Source organism: Pseudomonas grimontii (genome assembly GCF_007858185.1).
GTDB classification, from domain to species: Bacteria; Pseudomonadota; Gammaproteobacteria; order Pseudomonadales; family Pseudomonadaceae; genus Aquipseudomonas; species Aquipseudomonas grimontii.
In genome coordinates this window covers 331,091-348,674 of the sequence record NZ_VFES01000003.1, presented here as the reverse complement: position 1 = coordinate 348,674, position 17,584 = coordinate 331,091, and the positions used below count along the sequence as shown (strand labels likewise).

Here is a 17,584-nt window from a genome sequence, read left to right as displayed (position 1 = left end):
TCACTCCCGATGGTCGTGGGTCTGGGTGATACGGCCTTGTTCCACGTGGAACAAAGCGACTGGCGTTTCCGTCTGCCAGCCTTCCCTCAATAATTCGTGGTCTACACAGGTGATAAACACCTGGCAGCGTAAGTCTTCCAACAAGCGGCATAACGCACGGCGGTGTTGCTCGTCGAGTTCGGACGGCAAGTCATCCACCAGATAAATACACTGACCACGTCGGGCTTGGCTAACCAGATGCCCCTGGGCGATACGCAGTGCACACACCACCAACTTCTGCTGGCCGCGGGACAAGATATCCGCAGCATTGTGTGCGCCTAATCTAAGACGCAAATCAGCCCGTTGGGGTCCGGCCTGGGTGTGGCCAATTTGCTGATCCCGTTGCAGGGACGTCGCGAGCACTGCACTCAGCTCACGTTCTTTATCCCAACCACGGTAGTAACTCAGCGTCAGCCCCTCGAGATCCAACAACTCACTCAAGGTCTGCTCAAAGACTGGTTTCAGGGCTTTGATATAGGCGCGGCGGTATTCATCTATTTCATCGCTGGCCAGGCACAATTCCCGGTCCCAGGCCGCTTGCGAAGCGGCGTCAAGTGTACCATGCCGCAGCCATGAGTTCCGCTGCCGCAGGGCCTTCTGCAGGCGCTGCCAAGTGGCCATGAATCGCGGTTCCACGTGGAACACTCCCCAGTCGAGGAACTGCCTACGGATTTTTGGCGCGCCTTCCAGCAAGCGGAAGCTGTCAGGGTTGATCAGTTGCAATGGCAGGATCTCTGCCAGTTGCGCAGCACTGCGAGCATTTTGCCCGTCGATGCGAATCTGGAACTCACCGCCGCGATCACGAGAAATCCCCAGGCTGCTGTGCCCACCTTCTGCCAGTTCGACCTGGCCAAATACTGTGCAGGCCAGTTGTTCGTACTGAATCACCGGCAACAAGCGGGCACTGCGAAAGGAACGGGCAAGCCCTAGCAGGTGGATGGCTTCCAGCACGCTGGTTTTGCCACTGCCGTTGGCGCCGTGGAGGATATTGATGCGGGGGGAGGGGGAGAAGGTCACCGGGTGCAGATTGCGCACCGCGGTGACCGAGACACGACTAAGGGACATCTAGCTTCTGCTGAGCATGATTACAGGCGCATCGGCATAACAACGTAAGCCGAGTCGTCATTATCGGATTCCTGCACCAGGGCGCTGCTGTTGGAGTCCGACAAGATCAGGCGAACTTGTTCGGTGGTCATCACACCCAGCACGTCCAGCAAGTAGCTCACGTTGAAGCCGATTTCCAAAGTGCCGCCGTTGTAGTCGACGCCCACTTCCTCTTCCGCTTCTTCCTGCTCCGGGTTATTAGCCTGGATTTTCAACTGACCATTGGCCAGTTGCAGACGAATACCACGGTACTTCTCGTTGGACAGAATCGCAGTACGGCTGAACGCTTCACGCAGGGCCTGACGATCACCGATCACCAACTTGTCGCCGCCTTTAGGCAGGACACGCTCGTAATCCGGGAACTTGCCGTCAACCAGCTTGGAGGTGAAGGTGAATTCGCCGGTGGTCGCGCGGATATGGTGCTGACCCAGCACGATGCTGACATTGCCATCTGGCTCGGTGAGCAGGCGCGCCAATTCCAGAATACCTTTACGCGGCACGATGACCTGATGACGGTCAGGTTGACCGATATCGGCGCGCATCGAGCACATCGCCAGACGGTGACCGTCGGTAGCCACGGCGCGGATGATGCCCTCCGACACTTCCAGCAACATGCCATTGAGATAGTAACGCACGTCCTGCTGGGCCATGGCGAAGCTGGTGCGCTCGATAAGACGGCGCAGTTTGCTTTGCTCAAGGCTGCAAGTCAGTGAGCCTGGGCCTTCTTCCACAGTCGGGAAATCATTGGCCGGCAAAGTAGACAGCGTGAAACGACTGCGACCCGCCTTGACCACCAACTTCTGCTCATCAACCTTAATGTCGATCAGCGCGTCGTTCGGCAGGCTTTTGCAGATGTCCATAAGCTTGCGCGCAGGCACTGTGATCTCGCCAGGTTCAGCCGGCTCTTCCAGTTGCACGCGACCGACCAGCTCGACTTCCAGGTCGGTACCGGTCAAGGACAATTGCTGGCCTTCGACCACCAGCAATACGTTGGAGAGCACCGGCAAGGTCTGTCGGCGCTCGACGACGCCTGCGACCAGTTGCAGGGGTTTCAACAGGGCTTCGCGTTGAATGGTGAAATGCATGGTCTAGTCCCTTGCCTTAATAAGCTGCGCTGGTGTCATCAAGTAGTCAGTGTACGCAGCAGGTTCTTGTAGTCCTCGCGAATATCCGCGTCGGATTCCTTAAGTTCGTTGATCTTACGGCACGCGTGCAAGACCGTGGTGTGGTCGCGACCGCCAAACACATCACCGATTTCCGGCAGGCTATGGTTGGTCAACTCCTTGGAGAGTGCCATGGCCACCTGGCGAGGACGAGCCACCGAGCGCGAACGACGCTTGGACAGCAAGTCGGAAATCTTGATCTTGTAGTACTCGGCCACGGTGCGCTGGATGTTATCCACACTCACCAGTTTGTCCTGCAATGCCAGCAAGTCTTTCAGGGATTCACGAATCAGCTCGATGGTGATATCGCGGCCCATGAAGTGAGAGTGAGCGATGACACGCTTGAGCGCACCTTCCAACTCGCGCACGTTGGAGCGAATGCGTTGAGCGATGAAAAACGCAGCATCATGGGGCAGATCGACTTTCGCCTGGTCGGCCTTTTTCATCAGGATCGCAACGCGGGTTTCCAGCTCCGGCGGCTCTACCGCAACGGTAAGGCCCCAACCAAAGCGCGACTTCAGGCGTTCTTCCAGGCCTTCGATTTCCTTCGGGTAACGGTCACTGGTCAGGATGACCTGCTGGCCGCCTTCGAGCAGGGCGTTGAAGGTGTGGAAAAACTCTTCCTGGGAACGCTCCTTGCGCGCGAAGAATTGAATGTCATCGATCAGCAATGCATCAACGGAGCGGTAGAACCGCTTGAACTCGTTGATCGCATTGAGCTGAAGGGCCTTGACCATGTCAGCCACGAAGCGCTCCGAGTGCAGGTACACAACCTTGGCATTCGGGTTCTTCTTTAATAGGTGGTTACCCACAGCGTGCATCAAGTGGGTCTTACCCAAGCCAACGCCGCCATAAAGGAAGAGCGGGTTGTAACCGTGCTTGGGGTTATCGGCGACCTGCCAGGCGGCAGCGCGGGCCAGCTGGTTGGATTTACCTTCGACGAAGTTCTCAAAGGTGAACGTGCGATTCAGGTAGCTGGTGTGCTTGAGCGCACCTTCAACCTGAACCGTGCGCTGCTCGGCGCGGACTGGAGCCTGCTGGGAACTGGCACCCGCCATCGGGTCGAAGCTGTCGCGGGACGGCTCTTCATTTACAGGCGCGCTTTTCTGCGACGAGGATTTCGAAGGCGTCTGGGCAACCGGCGCTGGCGAGTTATTAACAGGTGCCGCAGCGGCCTGAGCCTGCGAGGCACTTGCAGCGAGCGGAGCATTCGGTGCAGCCCGAGGTGCCGAGCTGCGTTTACTGCCTATTAATAAGGAAAGCACGGGCGCGAGGCCATTACCGTGTTCATCGAGCAATTCGAGAACGCGGCTCAGGTACTTCTCGTTGACCCAGTCGAGAACAAAACGATTGGGTGCATAGACACGCAACTCGTCGCCTTCGGCTTCGACCTGTAGCGGGCGGATCCAGGTGTTGAATTGCTGGGCAGGCAGCTCATCGCGCAAAAGCTCCACGCACTGCTGCCAAAGTTCCACTGACACGGATATCCCCTAAGTTGAAAGCCGGTGAGGCAAAAACAGCCGCCATTGTAGCGGCCAGCAGCCCACTTATCCACATGTAGGTTGCTCACAGGCCAGCCAAAATCAATGCCTTAACTGCAAAAAATGCGACAGATGGTCTGTGCATAAGGTCTGTGGATAAGCAGGCCTGAGCTCGTTGTACAAGTGGGGTCGAAAGTCTGTGGGTAACTGGCCTGTGGATAACATGCCATTCCACACACAGCTTATCCGACAGCGCAGCACAGGCAGAGCACCGTTTCTCCCCCGTGTTGTCATCCTCTGTACAGCACGTGGAATATGGCCTTAAGGCAGTTATCCACAGAGGATGGCCTGCCTAGCTTTTATAAGCTTTACAGAAAAGCTTTAAATAACTTCCTTCTTTATTTTTATATTTATGGCATTGCTCATGGAAGCAGAACGGAAAGCAAAGGTCTGGAGGCCCGTAAAGATCTAATTGAAGGAAAAGCTGGTTGGAAATTGACCTAGAGGCTTGCTTTCTCTAGAATCGCCGGTCTCTTAAAACGGGGGCCATTCCGGCCCGTTGTGGACGAACCAGGTAACAACGCCATGAAACGTACTTTCCAACCAAGCACCATCAAACGCGCCCGTACCCACGGCTTCCGTGCTCGCATGGCTACCAAGAACGGCCGTGCTGTCCTGTCGCGTCGCCGCGCCAAAGGTCGTGCGCGTCTGGCAGTTTGATAATCCGGTACTGGTGGTGAGTCAGGACTTCAGTCGGGAAAAGCGTCTGCTAACCCCCCGGCACTTCAAGGCAGTCTTTGACTCCCCCACCGGCAAGGTTCCGGGGAAAAATCTCCTGCTCCTTGCGCGTAACAACGATCTTGATCACCCCCGTCTCGGGTTAGTGATCGGCAAGAAGAGCGTAAAGCTCTCCGTTGAGCGCAATCGCCTCAAGCGTCTGATGCGCGAATCGTTTCGCCTCCACCAGGACACTCTGGTTGGTTGGGATATTGTTATCGTCGCGCGCAAAGGCTTGGGGGATGTAGAAAACCCCGAATTGATTCAGCATTTCGGCAAGCTCTGGAAACGTCTGGCGCGTACCAACAAACCAGCACCAGCAGTCAGCACCGAAACTGTAGGGGTAGACAGCACCGATGCGTAAACTGGCACTCGTTCCGATCCAGTTTTATCGCTATGCCATTAGTCCTCTGATGGCCAGCCACTGTCGTTTCTACCCCAGTTGTTCCTGCTACGCGTTAGAGGCCATAGAAAATCATGGTCTTCTGCGCGGTGGCTGGCTGACCTTTCGTCGTTTAGGTCGCTGTCATCCGTGGAATCCCGGTGGTTATGACCCGGTTCCACCTATCCCTACCTCCCGTTCTTCTTCGATGGCCGAGTAATCATGGATATTAAACGCACGATCCTGATCGTCGCCCTGGCAATCGTGTCCTACGTCATGGTCCTTAAATGGAACCAGGACTATGGCCAAGCTGCCCTGCCGACTCAGAATGTTGCTGCCAATGCTGTTCCAGCGGGACTTCCCGATACAGTAAGTGGCACCAATACTGCCGCCAGTGATGACATTCCACGCGCAGCGGGCGAAACAAAAGCACCTGCCGAAGTTGCAGTTGCCGCAAGCACCGACCTCATCCAGATCAAGACGGATGTATTGGACCTGGCTATCGACCCGCAAGGTGGCGATGTTGCCAAACTGACACTTCCGCTGTATCCGCGTCGTCAGGATCACCCGGAAATTCCATTCCAGTTGTTCGATAACGGTGGTGAACGTGTCTACCAGGCACAAAGTGGCCTGATCGGCACCAACGGCCCTGATGCGAGCGCTACCGGTCGTCCGATTTTCTCTGCGGAGAAGAAGAGCTATCAGCTGGCAGATGGCCAAGACCAACTGGTCGTGGACTTGAAGTTCAGCAAGGACGGCGTCAACTACATCAAGCGCTTCACACTCAAGCGCGGCCTGTACGACATCGTTGTTACCTATCTGATCGACAACCAGAGCGCTCAGCCTTGGACCGGTGCAATGTTTGCACAGCTCAAGCGTGACGCCAGCTCCGATCCATCGTCCAGCACTGCGACCGGTACCGCGACTTACCTGGGCGCGGCCCTGTGGACAAGTTCGGAACCGTATAAAAAAGTATCCATGAAAGACATGGATAAAGTGGCCGAAGACAAAACCAAGGCACCGATCACCTACAACGTGAACGGTGGTTGGGTAGCCTGGCTGCAACACTACTTTGTGACCGCATGGATTCCTCAGCCTGGCCAGAACAATGCAGTCCTGGCGCGCAAGGACAGCAAAGGCAACTACATCATTGGCTACACCGGCCCGGCATTGACCGTCGCTCCAGGTGCCAAGGCTGAAACCAGCGCTACCCTGTACGCCGGCCCGAAAAGCCAAGCCGTGCTGAAAGAGTTATCCCCAGGTCTGGAACTGACTGTGGATTACGGCATCCTGTGGTTCATTGCCCAGCCGATCTTCTGGCTGCTGCAACATATCCACAGCATCGTCGGCAACTGGGGCTTCTCGATCATCTTCCTGACGATGCTGATCAAGGGGATCTTCTTCCCACTGTCGGCCGCCAGCTACAAGTCGATGGCGCGCATGCGGGCTGTGGCCCCTAAACTGGCCGCGCTGAAAGAACAACATGGCGATGACCGGCAGAAAATGTCGCAGGCCATGATGGAGCTGTACAAGAAAGAGAAGATCAACCCGCTGGGTGGATGCTTGCCGATTCTGGTGCAGATGCCGGTATTCCTGTCGCTTTACTGGGTACTCCTGGAAAGCGTGGAAATGCGCCAGGCACCGTTCATGCTGTGGATAACTGACCTGTCGATCAAGGACCCGTTCTTTATCCTGCCGATCATCATGGGCGCGACCATGTTTATCCAGCAGCGCCTGAACCCGACACCGCCGGATCCGATGCAGGCCAAAGTGATGAAAATGATGCCAATCATCTTCACCTTCTTCTTCCTGTGGTTCCCAGCTGGACTGGTTCTGTACTGGGTGGTCAACAACGTGTTGTCGATCTCTCAACAGTGGTACATCACACGTAAAATCGAAGCGGCTACCAAAAAAGCCGAGGCGTAATTTACTCTGTGGATAACCACTCAAGACGCCCCCTAGTGGGGCGTTTTGCTTTCCGTCACTTTTATTCTGGAACCTGCTGATGAGCGCTCCTCGTGAAACCATCGCTGCTGTCGCCACCGCTCAGGGTCGCGGCGGTGTCGGTATCGTTCGTATTTCCGGGCCGCTCGCCGGCATTGCCGCGAAGGCCATCAGCGGGCGGGAGTTGAAGCCGCGCTATGCCCACTACGGCCCATTCCTGGGCTCTGATGAAGAAGTATTGGACGAAGGCCTCGCCCTGTATTTCCCTGGACCAAACTCCTTCACGGGTGAAGACGTGCTGGAATTGCAGGGTCATGGTGGCCCAATCGTTCTGGATATGTTGCTGCAGCGCTGCCTGCAACTGGGTTGCCGCCTGGCCCGTCCTGGAGAATTCAGTGAGCGGGCATTCCTTAACGACAAGCTCGACCTGGCACAGGCTGAAGCGATTGCCGACTTGATCGAGGCGAGTTCGGCACAAGCTGCGCGTAATGCATTGCGCTCTTTGCAAGGCGCTTTTTCCCTGCGTGTGCATAACTTGACCGAACAGTTGATCAGCCTGCGCATCTATGTCGAGGCAGCGATTGATTTTCCTGAAGAGGAAATCGACTTCCTTGCCGATGGCCATGTATTGGCGATGCTGGATAAAGTCCGCGATGAATTATCCACAGTCCTGCGTGAAGCGGGGCAGGGCGCGTTGCTGCGCGACGGCATGACGGTGGTGATCGCTGGGCGGCCCAATGCCGGCAAATCCAGCCTGCTCAACGCCCTGGCGGGTCGAGAAGCGGCCATCGTCACCGAGATTGCCGGTACTACCCGGGATATTTTGCGCGAACATATCCACATTGATGGCATGCCGTTGCACGTGGTCGACACCGCGGGTTTACGCAACACCGACGACCAGGTGGAAAAGATCGGCGTCGAGCGGGCGCTCAAGGCTATCAGTGAGGCGGACCGCGTGTTGCTGGTGGTAGATGCCACGGCGCCGGAAGCCGTAGATCCATTTGCACTGTGGCCGGAATTCCTTGAACAGCGGCCAGACCCCTCGAAAGTCACCTTGATCCGGAATAAGGCTGACCTGACCGGTGAACCCATTGCCATGGAAACCAGCGAGGATGGCCATGTCACCATCAGCCTGAGTGCGAAATCGGCTGGTGATGGGCTGGAGTTGCTGCGCGACCACCTCAAGGCCTGCATGGGTTACGAGCAGACGTCGGAAAGCAGCTTCAGTGCACGTCGCAGGCACCTGGAGGCGCTGCGTCACGCCAGTGCGGCGTTGGAGCACGGTCGGGCTCAATTGACCTTGGCGGGGGCTGGTGAGCTGTTGGCTGAGGACTTGCGTCAGGCGCAGCAGCTGTTGGGAGAAATCACCGGTGCATTCAGCTCGGATGATCTGCTGGGGCGGATATTCTCCAGCTTCTGTATCGGTAAATAGACCTCTGATATTTACAGACAGGCCATTCGTACCTGTCTGCCCTGCTCGTTTCAGGGCACCACATTCCCTTTTCTGAATAACCACCGAGACAGTGGCGGCTTTCCCGTGGGCGCTATTTGCCCCGGCGGCCCCTTTTCTGTGGATTAAGCCCTGTGAATAACCGCCCCTGTGCCCAGTTGATAACAGGGCTTGGAACCTGAGCAAAAACCCATCTGTGGATAACCACCTGTTTAATCCACAGGCTTAAAGCACTTATCCAAGGGCCTCATGGCTACATGACCACAGACTTTTGAATCGCTGTACACATTGTAAATAAAGGCCTGTAGAGATCTATCCACAGAAATCATGCTCAGTAGAAATAAACATAAAAACAAAGATTTAATAACTTTCTCTCTTTTAATTTCTATTGTCTGTGATTCATCCACAGCTGGTTAAATTTTGTGCAAAGGGTTCTTTAGGAAGGGCGAAGTCCCTATACTTGCCGCCAAAGCTCTAAAACCAGCTCAACCAATCAATTCCTAATTACCTACATAAGCAGGCACGAGGTGCGTGGTGGATTTCCCTTCCCGTTTTGAAGTGATCGTCATCGGCGGCGGTCATGCCGGTACCGAGGCAGCACTGGCGTCAGCACGCATGGGCGTAAAAACCCTGTTGTTGACGCATAACGTGGAAACCCTCGGTGCCATGAGTTGCAACCCCGCCATTGGTGGGATCGGCAAAAGCCATCTGGTCAAGGAAATCGATGCCCTGGGTGGCGTGATGGCCATGGCTACCGACAAGGGTGGTATTCAATTTCGCGTGCTCAACAGCCGCAAAGGCCCGGCCGTGCGCGCCACTCGGGCCCAGGCAGACCGCATCCTGTACAAAGCTGCGGTCCGCGAAACCCTGGAAAACCAACCCAACCTGTGGATATTTCAACAAGCTGCCGATGACTTGATCGTCGAACAGGACGTCGTTCGCGGTGTTGTTACGCAAATGGGCCTGCGTTTCTTCGCAGAATCCGTAGTGTTGACCACCGGTACTTTCCTCGGCGGACTTATCCACATCGGTATGCAGAACTATTCGGGTGGTCGTGCCGGTGATCCGCCGTCGATTGCCTTGGCAAAACGCCTGCGTGAATTGCCGCTGCGCGTCGGTCGCCTGAAAACCGGGACCCCGCCGCGCATCGACGGGCGTTCTGTGGATTTTTCAGTGATGACCGAACAAGCCGGCGATACGCCGATTCCGGTGATGTCGTTCATGGGTTCCAAGGAGCAACACCCCAAACAGGTGAGCTGCTGGATTACACACACCAACGCCCGCACTCACGAAATCATTGCCGCGAACCTCGACCGTTCGCCGATGTACTCCGGGGTGATCGAAGGGATTGGCCCGCGTTACTGCCCGTCGATCGAAGACAAGATCCACCGCTTTGCCGACAAGGAAAGCCACCAGGTCTTCATCGAGCCCGAAGGCCTGACCACCCACGAGCTTTACCCGAATGGGATTTCCACCTCCCTGCCGTTCGACGTGCAGATCCAGATCGTGCAATCGATTCGCGGCATGGAAAACGCACACATCGTGCGTCCTGGCTACGCCATCGAATACGACTACTTCGATCCGCGTGATCTGAAGTACAGCCTGGAAACCAAAGTGATCGGCGGTCTGTTCTTCGCTGGTCAAATCAACGGCACCACCGGTTACGAAGAAGCCGGCGCCCAAGGTTTGCTGGCCGGGACCAACGCCGCATTGCGTGCACAGGGCAAAGACAGCTGGTGCCCGCGTCGCGATGAAGCGTATATCGGCGTGTTGGTCGATGACCTGATTACCCTGGGAACCCAGGAACCGTATCGGATGTTCACTTCCCGAGCGGAATATCGCCTGATCCTGCGCGAAGACAACGCCGACCTGCGCCTGACCGAAAAAGGTCGTGAACTGGGCCTGGTCGACGATGCCCGTTGGGCCGCCTTCTGCAAAAAACGCGAAAGCATCGAGCTCGAAGAGCAACGCCTGAAAAGTACCTGGGTTCGCCCGGGGACCGAGCAGGGCGACGCGATTGCCGAAAAATTCGGCACGCCGCTGACTCATGAGTACAACTTGCTGAACCTGCTGTCCCGTCCGGAAATCGACTACGCTGGTCTGGTCGAAGTGACCGGCGGCGGCGCAGATGATCCACAGGTTGCCGAGCAGGTCGAAATCAAGACCAAGTACGCTGGTTACATTGACCGCCAGCAGGACGAGATCGCTCGCCTGCGCGCCAGTGAAGACACCAAGCTGCCTGTGGATATCGACTACACCGGCATTTCCGGGTTGTCGAAAGAAATCCAAAGCAAGCTGGGGATAACTCGCCCCGAAACACTCGGCCAGGCCTCACGTATCCCCGGCGTCACCCCGGCAGCCATTTCGCTGTTGATGATTCACTTGAAAAAACGCGGCGCGGGCCGTCAGTTGGAGCAAAGCGCTTGAGTTCGTTGGTCACCTCGCAACACGCCGAAGAGTTATCCACAGGTGCGCGCCAATTGGGTGTGGACTTGACCGCAGCCCAGCACGAGTTGCTGTTGGGTTACCTGGCCCTGTTAATCAAATGGAACAAGGCTTACAACCTGACGGCCGTGCGTGATCCTGACGAAATGGTTTCCCGTCACTTGCTCGACAGTCTGAGCGTGATGCCATTTATCGAAAACGGCCGCTGGCTCGATGTGGGCAGTGGTGGCGGTATGCCTGGCATTCCACTGGCTATCCTGTTTCCGGAGTCGCAAGTGACCTGCCTGGACAGCAACGGCAAGAAAACTCGTTTCCTCACCCAGGTCAAACTCGAGCTCAAGCTGGATAACCTGCAAGTTATCCACAGTCGCGTCGAAGCCTTTACGCCTGAACAGCCCTTCAACGGAATTGTTTCCCGGGCGTTCAGCAGCATGGAGAACTTCAGCAACTGGACCCGTCACCTGGGCGATCGCGACACCCGCTGGCTGGCAATGAAGGGCGTCCATCCAAGCGATGAGCTGTTAGCATTGCCGGCAGACTTCCACCTCGATAGCGAACACGCCTTGGCCGTACCCGGTTGCCAAGGCCAACGCCATCTGCTGATACTGCGCCGCACGGCATGATTGGGAACACAAGCAAGAATGGCTAAGGTATTCGCGATAGCGAACCAGAAAGGTGGCGTGGGCAAAACCACCACCTGCATCAACCTCGCAGCATCCCTGGTCGCCACCAAGCGCCGGGTGCTGCTGATCGATCTCGATCCACAGGGCAACGCCACCATGGGTAGCGGTGTGGATAAACACGGCTTGGAAAACTCGGTCTACGACTTGCTGATTGGCGAGTGCGACCTGGCCCAGGCCATGCACTACTCCGAGCATGGCGGTTATCAACTGCTGCCGGCCAACCGCGATTTGACCGCGGCGGAAGTGGTGTTGCTGGAAATGCAGATGAAGGAAAGCCGTCTGCGCAGCGCTTTGGCACCGATCCGCGAGAACTACGACTACATTTTGATCGACTGCCCACCGTCGCTGTCGATGCTCACGCTTAACGCATTGGTGGCCGCCGATGGGGTGATTATCCCCATGCAGTGCGAGTACTACGCGTTGGAAGGCTTGAGCGACCTTGTGGATAACATCAAGCGTATCGCCGAACTGCTCAATCCGAACCTGCAGATCGAAGGCCTGCTGCGGACCATGTTCGATCCGCGCCTGAGCCTGATGAACGATGTATCGGCGCAGCTCAAGGAACACTTCGGTGACCAGTTGTACGACACCGTGATTCCACGCAACATCCGCCTGGCCGAAGCGCCAAGCTATGGAATGCCTGCGCTGGCGTACGATAAAACTTCGCGTGGCGCCATTGCCTACTTGGCTCTGGCCGGCGAGATGGTTCGCCGTCAACGCCGCAACTCACGCACCGCTGCAGCCCAGCCAACTTAAGGAATCCCCATGGCCGTCAAGAAACGAGGTCTCGGACGTGGACTGGATGCACTGTTGAGTGGTCCAACCGTCACATCGCTTGAAGAACAAGCGGTGCAGGCCGAGGAACGCGAGCTGCAGCACCTGCCCCTGGACCTGATCCAGCGGGGCAAATACCAGCCACGCCGGGACATGGACCCCCAGGCGCTGGAAGAACTGGCCAATTCGATCAAGGCCCAGGGCGTGATGCAGCCGATTGTGGTTCGCCCGATCGGCGGCGGCCGCTTTGAAATCATCGCCGGTGAACGCCGCTGGCGTGCCAGCCAGCAGGCCAGCAAGGACACCATCCCGGCGATGGTGCGCGATGTACCGGATGAAACCGCCATCGCCATGGCGCTGATCGAGAACATCCAGCGTGAAGACCTCAATCCGATCGAAGAAGCGATCGCCTTGCAGCGTTTGCAGCAGGAGTTCCAACTGACCCAGCAACAAGTCGCCGAGGCCGTGGGTAAATCCCGTGTCACCGTGTCCAACTTGCTGCGCCTGATCGCGCTGCCGGAAGTCATCAAGACCATGTTGTCCCATGGCGACCTGGAGATGGGGCACGCTCGTGCTTTGCTCGGGTTGCCGGAAAATCAACAGGTTGAAGGGGCGCGACACGTTGTCGCACGAGGGCTCACCGTTCGTCAGACCGAGGCCTTGGTTCGTCAGTGGCTAAGCGGCAAACCTGCACCGGTCGAAACGGCCAAACCTGATCCGGATATTGCGCGTCTCGAGCAGCGCCTGGCCGAGCGCCTGGGCTCTGCGGTACAAATTCGCCACGGCAAGAAAGGCAAAGGACAATTGGTTATCGGATATAACTCCCTTGATGAGCTTCAGGGTGTCCTTGCCCACATCCGCTGAAACATTTGCTTATGTAGCGCGTGATCGGAAATCACTACCCGGCAGTTGAATAGGGGCAGAACCGCCCCTATACTCTGCGCGCATTTTGTCGGCACAAATTATGCCAAGTTATTGATTTCCGGCAGCCGACTATTGAGGAGCAAGAGTGATGGAAACCCGCACGCCAAACACGTTGCCCTTCCATCGCTTGGCTGTTTTTCCGGTTTTATTGGCTCAATTTGTCATTTTGCTGATCGCCGCATTGGCGCTCTGGTATTGGCATGGAGTCGTAGCCGGATATTCAGGACTTTGCGGAGGCCTGATAGCCTTGCTGCCCAATATGTATTTTGCTCACAGGGCCTTTCGGTTTTCCGGCGCCCGAGCAGCCCAGGCTATCGTCCGGTCTTTTTATGCCGGCGAGGCGGGGAAACTGATTTTGACGGCAGTGCTGTTTGCACTGACCTTTGCAGGTGTGAAGCCATTGGCGCCGCTGGCTGTATTCGGCGTCTTCGTGTTGACCCAACTGGTCAGCTGGTTCGCTCCCCTGCTAATGAAAACAAGACTTTCGAAACCTTAGGGCGTTTGAGGCAACCATGGCAGAAACAACCGCTTCGGGCTATATCCAGCACCACTTGCAGAACCTGACCTTCGGTCAGCTTCCCAACGGCGGCTGGGGCTTTGCCCACTCCGCAGCAGAGGCCAAAGAAATGGGCTTCTGGGCTTTCCACCTGGATACTCTGGGCTGGTCGGTCGCTTTGGGTCTGATCTTCGTCCTGATTTTCCGCATGGCGGCAAAGAAGGCGACTTCCGGTCAGCCAGGTGCTTTGCAGAACTTCGTCGAAGTATTGGTCGAATTCGTCGATGGCAGCGTGAAAGACAGCTTCCATGGCCGTAGCCCGGTGATTGCACCGCTGGCACTGACCATCTTCGTTTGGGTGTTCCTGATGAACGCCGTCGACCTGATCCCGGTTGACTGGATTCCTCAGTTGGCCATGGCGATTTCCGGCGACCCGCACATTCCATTCCGTGCCGTATCGACCACTGACCCGAACGCTACCCTGGGCATGGCCCTGTCGGTATTTGCGTTGATCATTTTCTACAGCATCAAGATCAAGGGCATCGGCGGCTTCATCGGCGAACTGACCCTGCACCCGTTCGGCAGCAAGAACATCTTCGTTCAAGCCCTGCTGATCCCGGTGAACTTCCTGCTGGAATTCGTCACCCTGATCGCCAAGCCGATCTCCCTGGCCCTGCGACTGTTCGGCAACATGTATGCCGGCGAGCTGGTGTTCATTCTGATCGCTGTGATGTTCGGCAGCGGCCTGCTCTGGCTTAGCGGCCTGGGCATTGTTCTGCAGTGGGCGTGGGCTGTGTTCCACATCCTGATCATCACCCTGCAGGCCTTCATCTTCATGATGCTGACCATCGTCTACCTGTCGATGGCGCACGAAGAGAACCATTAAGACCAGTCTCGACTAGTCTGATGTCCTTCCCGGTGAAACGGGAAGGTGGCCCACCAGGGCTATGAAACGATTTGTTTTACCGCTTTAAAATCTAAAAAACCTAAACCATACGACGTAAAAGTCGGGAGGAAAGATGGAAACTGTAGTTGGTCTAACCGCTATCGCTGTTGCACTGTTGATCGGCCTGGGCGCCCTGGGTACTGCCATTGGTTTCGGCCTGCTGGGCGGCAAGTTCCTGGAAGGCGCAGCGCGTCAGCCAGAAATGGTTCCAATGCTGCAAGTTAAAATGTTCATCGTTGCCGGCCTGCTCGACGCCGTGACCATGATCGGCGTTGGTATCGCTCTGTTCTTCACCTTCGCGAACCCCTTCGTTGGTCAACTCGCCGGTTAATCACTCGTTTTTCGAGTGATTGGTGTGTTGTGCAACGAATGAGCGAGGTATTGGCGTGAACATTAATGCAACCATTATTGGTCAGTCCTTAGCGTTCTTGATTTTTGTCGTTTTCTGCATGAAGTTCGTATGGCCTCCGGTCATCGCGGCTTTGCACGAACGTCAAAAGAAGATCGCGGATGGACTGGACGCTGCCGCACGAGCAGCTCGCGACCTGGAGTTGGCCCAAGATAAAGCGGGTCAGCAACTGCGCGAAGCGAAAGCTCAAGCAGCCGAAATCATTGAGCAAGCCAAGAAACGCGGTAACCAGATTGTTGAAGAGGCTGTTGAAAAAGCCCGTATCGACGCTGACCGTGTGAAGGTTCAGGCTCAAGCCGAGATCGAGCAGGAACTGAACGGTGTCAAAGATGCGCTGCGTGCCCAACTGGGTGCTCTGGCCGTCGGCGGTGCTGAGAAGATCCTGGGTGCCACAATCGATCAAAACGCGCACGCGGAGCTGGTTAACAAACTGGCTGCTGAAATTTAAGCGAGGGCGATCATGGCAGAATTGACCACGTTGGCCCGACCTTACGCTAAGGCAGCCTTCGAGCACGCCCAGGCCCACCAGCAGCTGGCCTCTTGGTCAGCCATGCTCGGCCTGGCTGCAGCAGTGTCGCAAGACGACACCATGCAGCGCGTGCTCAAGGCCCCGCGACTGACGAGCGCAGACAAGGCCGCCACTTTTATTGAAGTGTGCGGCGACAAGTTTGATGTGAAAGTGCAGAACTTCATCAATGTCATCGCCGAAAACGACCGTCTCCTGCTTTTGCCGGAGATTGCCGCTCTGTTCGACCTGTACAAGGCCGAGCAGGAGAAATCGGTAGACGTTGAAGTGACCAGTGCTTTTGCATTGAACCAAGAACAGCAAGACAAACTCGCCAAGGTTCTCAGTGCACGACTCGACCGGGAAGTGCGCCTGCAAGTTGCGGAAGACCCATCCCTTATTGGGGGTGTTGTCATTCGCGCCGGCGACCTGGTTATCGATGGCTCGATTCGCGGCAAACTCGCGAATCTTGCCGAAGCATTGAAATCTTGAGTTTGAAGGGGCAGCAGAGCAATGCAGCAACTCAATCCTTCCGAAATAAGTGAAATTATCAAGGGCCGCATCGACAAGCTCGATGTGACCTCCCAAGCCCGTAACGAAGGCACTGTCGTCAGCGTATCTGACGGCATCGTGCGGATTCACGGTCTGGCCGACGTTATGTACGGCGAGATGATCGAGTTTCCGGGCGGCGTCTACGGTATGGCCCTCAACCTGGAGCAAGACTCCGTAGGTGCCGTTGTATTGGGCGCATACACCAGTCTGGCTGAAGGCATGAGCGCCAAGTGCACAGGCCGTATCCTGGAAGTTCCGGTTGGTAAGGAACTGCTGGGTCGCGTAGTCGACGCACTGGGTAACCCTGTTGACGGTAAAGGTCCACTGGGCAACACCGAGACCGATGCGGTCGAGAAAGTTGCTCCAGGCGTGATCTGGCGTAAGTCGGTAGACCAGCCTGTACAGACTGGCTACAAGGCTGTCGATGCCATGATCCCAGTCGGCCGTGGTCAGCGTGAGCTGATCATCGGTGACCGTCAGATCGGTAAAACCGCTCTGGCGATCGACGCGATCATCAACCAGAAGAACAGCGGCATTTTCTGCGTCTACGTAGCGATCGGTCAGAAGCAATCGACCATCGCCAACGTGGTTCGCAAGCTGGAAGAAAACGGCGCCCTGGCCAACACGATCATCGTGGCTGCCAGTGCTTCGGAATCTCCTGCGCTGCAATTCCTGGCACCGTACTCCGGTTGCACCATGGGTGAATTCTTCCGCGACCGCGGTGAAGACGCGCTGATCGTTTATGACGATCTGTCCAAGCAAGCAGTGGCTTACCGCCAGATTTCCCTGCTGCTGCGCCGTCCACCAGGCCGTGAAGCTTACCCAGGCGACGTGTTCTATCTCCACTCCCGTTTGCTGGAGCGCGCATCCCGCGTTTCGGAAGAGTACGTAGAGAAGTTCACCAACGGCGCAGTGACCGGCAAAACCGGTTCCCTGACCGCACTGCCGATCATCGAAACCCAGGCTGGCGACGTTTCCGCGTTCGTTCCGACCAACGTGATTTCCATCACCGACGGTCAGATCTTCCTGGAATCGGCCATGTTCAACTCGGGCATCCGTCCTGCAGTGAACGCCGGTGTTTCGGTATCCCGTGTGGGTGGTGCCGCTCAGACCAAGATCATCAAGAAGCTCTCCGGTGGTATCCGTACCGCTCTGGCTCAGTACCGTGAACTGGCGGCATTCGCCCAGTTCGCTTCTGACCTGGACGAAGCGACCCGTAAGCAACTTGAGCATGGTCAGCGCGTTACCGAGCTGATGAAGCAGAAGCAATACGCCCCAATGTCGATCGCTGACATGGCGTTGTCGCTGTATGCCGCTGAGCGTGGGTTCCTGACCGACGTTGAAATCGCCAAGGTCGGCAGCTTTGAACAAGCGCTGATTGCTTACTTCAACCGCGATCACGCCGAATTGATGGCGAAGATCAACGTGAAGGGTGACTTCAATGACGATATCGACGCTGGCATGAAAGCCGGTATCGAGAAGTTCAAGGCCACCCAAACCTGGTAAGCCG

General features: G+C 56.5%; 18 protein-coding genes. 15 read left to right on the top strand and 3 right to left on the bottom strand.

What is annotated here, in order from left to right:
* Genes recF through dnaA form a run of 3 tightly spaced genes read right to left on the bottom strand, consistent with a single transcriptional unit; the run spans position 1 to position 3,787 of the window.
* Positions 1-1,104 (bottom strand): DNA replication/repair protein RecF, encoded by a 1,104-nt coding sequence (gene recF, locus FIV39_RS08185; RefSeq protein WP_010565854.1) that lies wholly within the window; start codon positions 1,102-1,104, stop codon positions 1-3.
* Between the two features lie 20 nt (positions 1,105-1,124).
* On the bottom strand, positions 1,125-2,228 hold the full coding sequence (dnaN, locus tag FIV39_RS08180; RefSeq protein WP_065926810.1) for a DNA polymerase III subunit beta: 1,104 nt from the start codon (positions 2,226-2,228) through the stop codon (positions 1,125-1,127).
* Positions 2,229-2,266: 38 nt separating this feature from the next.
* A complete protein-coding gene (gene dnaA / locus FIV39_RS08175; RefSeq protein ID WP_090401321.1) occupies positions 2,267-3,787 on the bottom strand; it encodes a chromosomal replication initiator protein DnaA in 1,521 nt (506 codons plus the stop codon).
* Positions 3,788-4,372: 585 nt separating this feature from the next.
* Here dnaA and rpmH point away from each other — a divergent pair.
* The 15 genes from rpmH (at position 4,373) to atpA (ending at position 17,580) form a co-directional block, all read left to right on the top strand.
* Positions 4,373-4,507, top strand: a complete 135-nt coding sequence (gene rpmH, locus FIV39_RS08170; RefSeq protein ID WP_003213577.1) for a 50S ribosomal protein L34 — start codon at positions 4,373-4,375, stop codon at positions 4,505-4,507.
* 16 nt (positions 4,508-4,523) lie between these two features.
* The gene (gene rnpA, locus FIV39_RS08165) at positions 4,524-4,928 is read left to right on the top strand and encodes a ribonuclease P protein component (RefSeq protein WP_053128141.1); all 405 of its coding nucleotides are present in this window, start codon (positions 4,524-4,526) and stop codon (positions 4,926-4,928) included.
* Positions 4,921-5,166 carry a membrane protein insertion efficiency factor YidD gene (yidD, locus tag FIV39_RS08160; protein ID WP_010207715.1) on the top strand — a complete coding sequence of 82 codons (246 nt, stop codon included), beginning with the start codon at positions 4,921-4,923 and terminating at the stop codon, positions 5,164-5,166. Before rnpA ends, yidD begins: the two co-directional genes overlap by 8 nt.
* Before the next feature lie 2 nt (positions 5,167-5,168).
* Positions 5,169-6,872 (top strand): membrane protein insertase YidC, encoded by a 1,704-nt coding sequence (gene yidC / locus FIV39_RS08155; protein ID WP_090401322.1) that lies wholly within the window; start codon positions 5,169-5,171, stop codon positions 6,870-6,872.
* Between the two features lie 79 nt (positions 6,873-6,951).
* Positions 6,952-8,322, top strand: a complete 1,371-nt coding sequence (gene mnmE / locus FIV39_RS08150; RefSeq protein WP_090401323.1) for a tRNA uridine-5-carboxymethylaminomethyl(34) synthesis GTPase MnmE — start codon at positions 6,952-6,954, stop codon at positions 8,320-8,322.
* Positions 8,323-8,874: 552 nt separating this feature from the next.
* Positions 8,875-10,767 (top strand): tRNA uridine-5-carboxymethylaminomethyl(34) synthesis enzyme MnmG, encoded by a 1,893-nt coding sequence (gene mnmG, locus FIV39_RS08140; RefSeq protein WP_090401324.1) that lies wholly within the window; start codon positions 8,875-8,877, stop codon positions 10,765-10,767.
* Positions 10,764-11,408: a 16S rRNA (guanine(527)-N(7))-methyltransferase RsmG gene (gene rsmG / locus FIV39_RS08135; protein WP_090401325.1), complete on the top strand. Its 645-nt coding sequence runs from the start codon at positions 10,764-10,766 to the stop codon at positions 11,406-11,408. The genes mnmG and rsmG overlap by 4 nt, the downstream gene beginning before the upstream one ends.
* Positions 11,409-11,426: 18 nt before the next feature.
* Positions 11,427-12,224, top strand: a complete 798-nt coding sequence (locus FIV39_RS08130; RefSeq protein ID WP_090401326.1) for a ParA family protein — start codon at positions 11,427-11,429, stop codon at positions 12,222-12,224.
* 9 nt (positions 12,225-12,233) lie between these two features.
* On the top strand, positions 12,234-13,106 hold the full coding sequence (locus FIV39_RS08125) for a ParB/RepB/Spo0J family partition protein (RefSeq protein WP_146371495.1): 873 nt from the start codon (positions 12,234-12,236) through the stop codon (positions 13,104-13,106).
* Positions 13,107-13,254: 148 nt separating this feature from the next.
* On the top strand, positions 13,255-13,662 hold the full coding sequence (locus FIV39_RS08120; protein ID WP_010565865.1) for a F0F1 ATP synthase subunit I: 408 nt from the start codon (positions 13,255-13,257) through the stop codon (positions 13,660-13,662).
* Between the two features lie 16 nt (positions 13,663-13,678).
* A complete protein-coding gene (gene atpB / locus FIV39_RS08115) occupies positions 13,679-14,548 on the top strand; it encodes a F0F1 ATP synthase subunit A (RefSeq protein WP_017736231.1) in 870 nt (289 codons plus the stop codon).
* A 133-nt stretch (positions 14,549-14,681) separates the two neighbouring features.
* Complete coding sequence (gene atpE / locus FIV39_RS08110) at positions 14,682-14,939, top strand: F0F1 ATP synthase subunit C (protein WP_002555987.1); 258 nt, start codon at positions 14,682-14,684, stop codon at positions 14,937-14,939.
* Positions 14,940-14,994: 55 nt separating this feature from the next.
* Complete coding sequence (locus tag FIV39_RS08105; RefSeq protein ID WP_008439543.1) at positions 14,995-15,465, top strand: F0F1 ATP synthase subunit B; 471 nt, start codon at positions 14,995-14,997, stop codon at positions 15,463-15,465.
* Between the two features lie 12 nt (positions 15,466-15,477).
* The gene (locus tag FIV39_RS08100; protein ID WP_053127454.1) at positions 15,478-16,014 is read left to right on the top strand and encodes a F0F1 ATP synthase subunit delta; all 537 of its coding nucleotides are present in this window, start codon (positions 15,478-15,480) and stop codon (positions 16,012-16,014) included.
* A 21-nt stretch (positions 16,015-16,035) separates the two neighbouring features.
* Positions 16,036-17,580: a F0F1 ATP synthase subunit alpha gene (gene atpA, locus FIV39_RS08095; RefSeq protein WP_003177064.1), complete on the top strand. Its 1,545-nt coding sequence runs from the start codon at positions 16,036-16,038 to the stop codon at positions 17,578-17,580.
* The last annotated feature ends 4 nt before the right edge of the window (positions 17,581-17,584 follow it).